Here is a 5,019-nt window from a genome sequence, read left to right on the forward strand (position 1 = left end):
GGCTGCGCGGGGGCGGGACGACGCCGGGCGCTCGGTCCGGCGGAGGTGGCGTCGGGTTGTTCGCGTCGTGGCGGACGTTGCGCGGGGGGTGGGGTCGCTCGCCGGGTGCGCTCACTGTCGCGCTGGTCGGCGGGGGTGGCGATGCCGCGACTCCAGGGCGGGGTGCCCGCCCGGACGGTGTGCGGGTTATGTCGACCGGACCGATCCGACGGCGACTCGTCGTCGGGCCGCGCGTGCCGCGATCGACCGCTGCCGGCGCGGGGATCCACCACCGGGATCGGTTCGGTTTCGTCGTTCATTTCGCCGTTCAGTCTTTCATTCCCGGGTATGGGAAAGCTGAGAATGAGCTTTATCGGGTTGTGACATCCTGCACGATGACGGCCACGAATGCATACCCGGCGCGCGGGCTAGTCCGCTGCGGCAGCGGGGAATCCGAGGATCGCGCACAGGTTGTCGAGGTGGATGTCGAACACCTGGGCGCGGTCGGTGAAGGTCTGCGCGCCGTACATGTCGAAGACGTCGAAGCTGACCGCCCCGAACAGGCCCGTCCATACCGTCAGGGTGCGCGCCATCGCCCAGTTCGGCATCTGGAGCCCGAATTCGGCGCGGATGCGTTCGATGTCGGCGGCCAGTTCGTCCGGGGCCGCCGGGACGGGATCCGGGGCCGCGAGTTCGCCTGTGCGGCAGGCGGTTTCGACGATGGTCAGCAGGGATCCGATCACCCGGGTGCCGGGGGCGGTGGTCTCCTGGGCGGGTGCGTCATAGCCGGGGACGGGGGTGCCGAACAGCAGGCCGTAGCGGGCCGGTTCGGCCAGCGCCCAGTCGCGCACGGCGTGGGCCAGCACCCGCAGCCTGGTGGCGCCGTCGGCCGGGGCGCCGGCCAGGGCGGCGTCGACGGCGTCGGCCAGTTCGGTGTAGCCGTCGACGACGAGCATGGTCAGCAGTTCGTCGCGGCTGCGCACGTAGCGGTACACCGCCGAGGAGACCACGCCGAGATCGCGGGCGACGGCGCGCAGCGACAGCGCCGCGGCGCCGTGCACCGCGAGATGTTCACGGCCGATGCGCACGATTTCGTCCATCGTGCGGGCCCGGGCGCGGGATCGGGGTGTGCTCATGCTCTCAGCCTGCCACATAGAGAGCGGTGCTTACCAGAGTGATCGGCGATCTGGCGATTCCCGCCGAGGCGGGCCACCACCCGGCCGACCTCGCCGAGTTCCCCCGGATCTGCGCGCCGACCAGGCGCGACACCATTTAGGGGTACCGCGAGACACACCTAAAATACTGGGTAGTAGCGTTGATATTCGTCACCGGCGACACACACTCACGGAGGCCCGATGAGACACCATGCGCAGCCCGTTCCCGGGGCCGACCGGTTGCGGATGGCCCGCACCCCGCAGGAGCGGCCATGACCGCACACGACACCGATTTCGACGTCCTGATCGTCGGCTCCGGATTCGGCGGCAGCGTCACCGCGCTGCGACTGGTCGAAAAGGGCTACCGGGTCGGCATTCTCGAGGCCGGTCGCCGCTTCGCCGACGACGAACTGCCCGAAACCAGTTGGGACCTGCGCAAATTCCTGTGGGCGCCCGCGCTGGGCTGCTACGGCATCCAGCGCATCCACCTGCTGCGCGATGTGCTGATCCTCGGTGGCGCGGGCGTGGGTGGCGGCTCACTCAACTACGCCAACACCCTCTACGTCCCGCCGGAGCCGTTCTTCCAGGACAACCAGTGGCGCGACATCACCGATTGGCGCGCCGAGCTGACCCCCTACTACGAGCAGGCCACCAAAATGCTGGGCGTGGTGCGCAACCCGCACATCACTCCCGCCGACGAGGTGTTCAAACAGGTCGCCGACGACATGGGTGTCGGTGACACTTTCGTGCAGACCCCGGTCGGGGTGTTCTTCGGCGAGCCCGGCAAGACCGTGGCCGACCCGTATTTCGGTGGAGTCGGCCCGCAGCGCACCGGCTGCCTGGAATGCGGCGAATGTATGACCGGCTGCCGCCACGGGGCCAAGAACACCCTGGTGAAGAACTACCTGTATCTGGCCGAGCAGGCCGGAGCGCAGGTGTTGCCGCTGACCACGGTGACCGCGGTGCGGCCGCTGCCCGACGGCAGCTGGCAGGTCGACACCCGCCGCACCGGCGCGAAGATCCGCCGCTCACCGGCCTCCTACACCGCCGGGCACGTCGTCCTCGCCGCCGGCACCCGCGGCACCCAGAAGCTGCTGTTCGACATGCGCGACAAGGGAATTCTGCCCAAGTTGTCGCCGCGGCTGGGCGAGCTGACCCGCACCAACTCCGAATCCATTCTCGGCGCGGCGACCAAGACCGTCGATCCCGACCGCGACTTCACCCGCGGTGTCGCGATCACCTCCTCCATCCACCCCACCCCCGACACCCACATCGAACCGGTCCGCTACGGCAAGGGATCCAATGCGATGGGGCTGCTGCAGACGCTGATGGTCGACGGCGGCGGCCGGATCCCGCGCTGGCTGCGTTTCCTGCTGGAAGTGCTGCGCCATCCGCTGACCCTGCTGCGCATGCTCAGCGTCCGCAACTGGAGCGAACGCACGGTCATCTCGCTGGTGATGCAGCATCTGGACAACTCCATCACCACCTACACGAAGCGGGGCGTGTTCGGCCGCAAGCTGACCTCCAAACAGGGCCACGGCGAACCGAATCCGACCTGGATCCCGGCCGGTAACGATGTGACCCGGCGCGTGGCGGACAAGATCGGCGGCACCGCGGGCGGCACCTGGGGCGAGGTGTTCAACATCCCGCTGACCGCCCACTTCCTGGGCGGTGCGGTGATCGGCGCCGACCCCGACCACGGTGTCATCGACCCCTACCATCGCGTCTACGGCTATCCGACGCTCAGCGTGGTCGACGGCGCGGCGGTGTCGGCGAACCTGGGTGTGAACCCGTCGCTGACGATCACCGCGCAGGCCGAACGCGCGGCCGCGCTGTGGCCGAACAAGGGCGAAAACGACACCCGCCCTTCGCAGGACAGCGCCTACCAGCGCATTTCCCCGGTCGCACCGCGCCGGCCCGTGGTTCCGGCCTCGGCGCCGGCGGCTCTGGTGTTGCCGATCGTCGAAATCAATCGCGACAGCGCCTGATTCATCCGCGCGCCCTCGATCCGGCCGCCGTGGCGATATCTCGCCGCGGCGGCCGGATCAGTTCGCGCAGATGTGGGCGAAACCCATCGGCGAGGTCGGCGGCGGCGCGGACGTCAGCGGCGCCCGGAATTCCTGCAGCGCGGCGAGCACATCCACATGCCGTCCGGCATAGCAGCGCACCTGCGGCAGCGCGTGGGCGACCTCGCTGCGTTCCATCGCCTCGGCGTCGATATAGCCGATCGCGTCGAGTTCGATCCGCAACTGGGCCGCGATCCGGGTGATCGCCGCCGATTTGCGACCCCACCCGACCTCGACGGCGGCGAACAGCCCGTGCAGGCCGTGACGTTCCAATTTGTCGGTCGTCCAGGACCATTCGCCACGGCTGGCCACGGCGTGCATCACACCCCGGCCGGTCAGGGTGTGCAGCGCCCGCACCGCGTCCGAGCGCAGTGCACCACTGGTCGAATCGCAGACCACACCGTCCCACATGGTGTTGTCCAGTTCCCAGACAAGACATTTCACTGCCGGTGCTGTCATCTCGCCCCTACGGTCCACTCTCCTCAACACCCATCGGCCGCGCCCGCGGGCACGGCCGATGGGTACACCGCCACCATCCAGGTACCGATTGTGCCGGACAAGCCCCCGTTTTCCTGGGCCGGTCCCGCGAGAGGTCATAGTAGGGATGCGGGGCCGCGCACACCAGCCCTGGCAAACCACTGGCTCGCGGCGCGGCTCACAGCGTCGGCACCACCAGCGGGACGGCCTCCACCGGATGCCCGGCCTGGATCGGGGCGCCGATCGAGGCCACCCGCCACAGGCCGCCGTCGCGATACACCTTCGCCACCACCATGCCGGTGTGCGGCCCGCCGCCGCGCAGATTGCCCCGCGCCAGCTCGGCGGTCGAGGAACCGTCGATCATGCGCCAGTAGCCGTTTCGGATGCGTTCGAAGGTGTGCCCCGCATACGAGGTGACCACGAAAACCACCGACGTCACCTGCGCCGGCAGCCGGGCCAGGTCCACGGTGATGACCTCGTCGTCGCCCTTACCGTCACCGGTCAGGTTGTCCCCGGAGTGGCGCACCGCGCCGTCGCGGGAGGAAAGCTGCTGGTAGAACGCCACATCCACGAGTGTCTGGCCGACGAACAGCAGCGCCGAGGCGTCCAGGTCGATCTCGAGGGCGCGCAGCCCGCGCGGGCCGTGGACCTTCATCGGATCCCATCCGACACCCATCTTCACCATCGACAGCTCACCCTTGCGGATCTGGTTGAGCGCCACCTCCTGGCCCGGCGCCAGCACGGCCGGGCCGCGATAGGGCAGATCGTCCGCCCCGCCGCCCACCGAGACCCCGTGCGCGGTCACCAGTGCCGCGAATCCGGCCGGGAATCCGTGCCCGAGCGGGCGGACCTGCCAGGTGCTGCCGACCCGGTCCAGATCGGCGACGATCACCGCCGGTTCCTCGCCCAGGCCGTCGACGGTGTACTCGTACACCGCATTTCCGCTCGGATCGGCCACGATCAGCTGTGGCGGCGGGTAGTCACCGAAGCGATCCTGCTGGTCCTCGAGCGAGGCCACGATCCGCACATGCTCGATTTCCGGTGGGAGCGAACGCAATCCGATCGACAGCTCCGGCCGCCCGGAGGCCAGGCGCACCCCGTGCGCGGCGGGCTGGTTGTAGAAGATCAGATCGGTTTCGTCACGGACCCTGCCGGCCGAATTCAGCAGCAGCGCCGAAACATCGACGGGTTCGCTGTGCCGGACGGATACGACGACCTCGTCGTGGGTCAGACGATCCACCTGTCCCTTGGTCAACTGAGCGGCCACCCTTCCACTCTACGTCGAGTTCCGGCGGTATTCGGGCGACACGGGCGCACCCGCCCCGCCGATTCCGGTACGCCCG

The 5,019-nt window shown here is 69.1% G+C and carries 4 protein-coding genes and 1 pseudogene; 1 reads left to right on the forward strand and 4 read right to left on the reverse strand.

Translation table 11 applies throughout. The features are described 5' to 3' along the window. Together NK1_RS35460 and NK1_RS28605 are read right to left on the reverse strand one after the other, a co-directional pair. Window positions 1-299 (reverse strand): annotated as a pseudogene (locus NK1_RS35460) (hypothetical protein); the annotation flags it as partial. Window positions 300-407: 108 nt separating this feature from the next. Next, the gene (locus tag NK1_RS28605) at window positions 408-1,115 is read right to left on the reverse strand and encodes a TetR/AcrR family transcriptional regulator (RefSeq protein WP_063013699.1); all 708 of its coding nucleotides are present in this window, start codon (window positions 1,113-1,115) and stop codon (window positions 408-410) included. A 290-nt stretch (window positions 1,116-1,405) separates the two neighbouring features. Here NK1_RS28605 and NK1_RS28610 point away from each other — a divergent pair, with 290 nt between their 5' ends. Continuing rightward, window positions 1,406-3,121, forward strand: coding sequence for a GMC oxidoreductase (locus NK1_RS28610; protein WP_063013701.1), 1,716 nt, complete (start codon window positions 1,406-1,408; stop codon window positions 3,119-3,121). 57 nt (window positions 3,122-3,178) lie between these two features. Here the strand turns inward: NK1_RS28610 and NK1_RS28615 are convergent, their stop codons facing one another. Together NK1_RS28615 and NK1_RS28620 are read right to left on the reverse strand one after the other, a co-directional pair. Then, complete coding sequence (locus NK1_RS28615; RefSeq protein WP_063013703.1) at window positions 3,179-3,658, reverse strand: HAD-IIIC family phosphatase; 480 nt, start codon at window positions 3,656-3,658, stop codon at window positions 3,179-3,181. A gap of 196 nt (window positions 3,659-3,854) precedes the next feature. Next, on the reverse strand, window positions 3,855-4,943 hold the full coding sequence (locus tag NK1_RS28620) for a TerD family protein (protein ID WP_063013705.1): 1,089 nt from the start codon (window positions 4,941-4,943) through the stop codon (window positions 3,855-3,857). Window positions 4,944-5,019: the final 76 nt, after the last annotated feature.

Source organism: Nocardia kruczakiae NBRC 101016 (assembly GCF_001612965.1).
GTDB lineage: Bacteria > Actinomycetota > Actinomycetes > Mycobacteriales > Mycobacteriaceae > Nocardia > Nocardia kruczakiae.

What these genes read in the sequence shown, in the direction of transcription:
- NK1_RS28610 (WP_063013701.1), top strand. Translation starts at nt 1,406, where the DNA reads ATGACCGCACACGACACCGATTTCGACGTCCTGATCGTCGGCTCCGGA.
- NK1_RS28605 (WP_063013699.1), bottom strand. Translation starts at nt 1,115, where the DNA reads ATGAGCACACCCCGATCCCGCGCCCGGGCCCGCACGATGGACGAAATC.
- NK1_RS28615 (WP_063013703.1), bottom strand. Translation starts at nt 3,658, where the DNA reads ATGACAGCACCGGCAGTGAAATGTCTTGTCTGGGAACTGGACAACACC.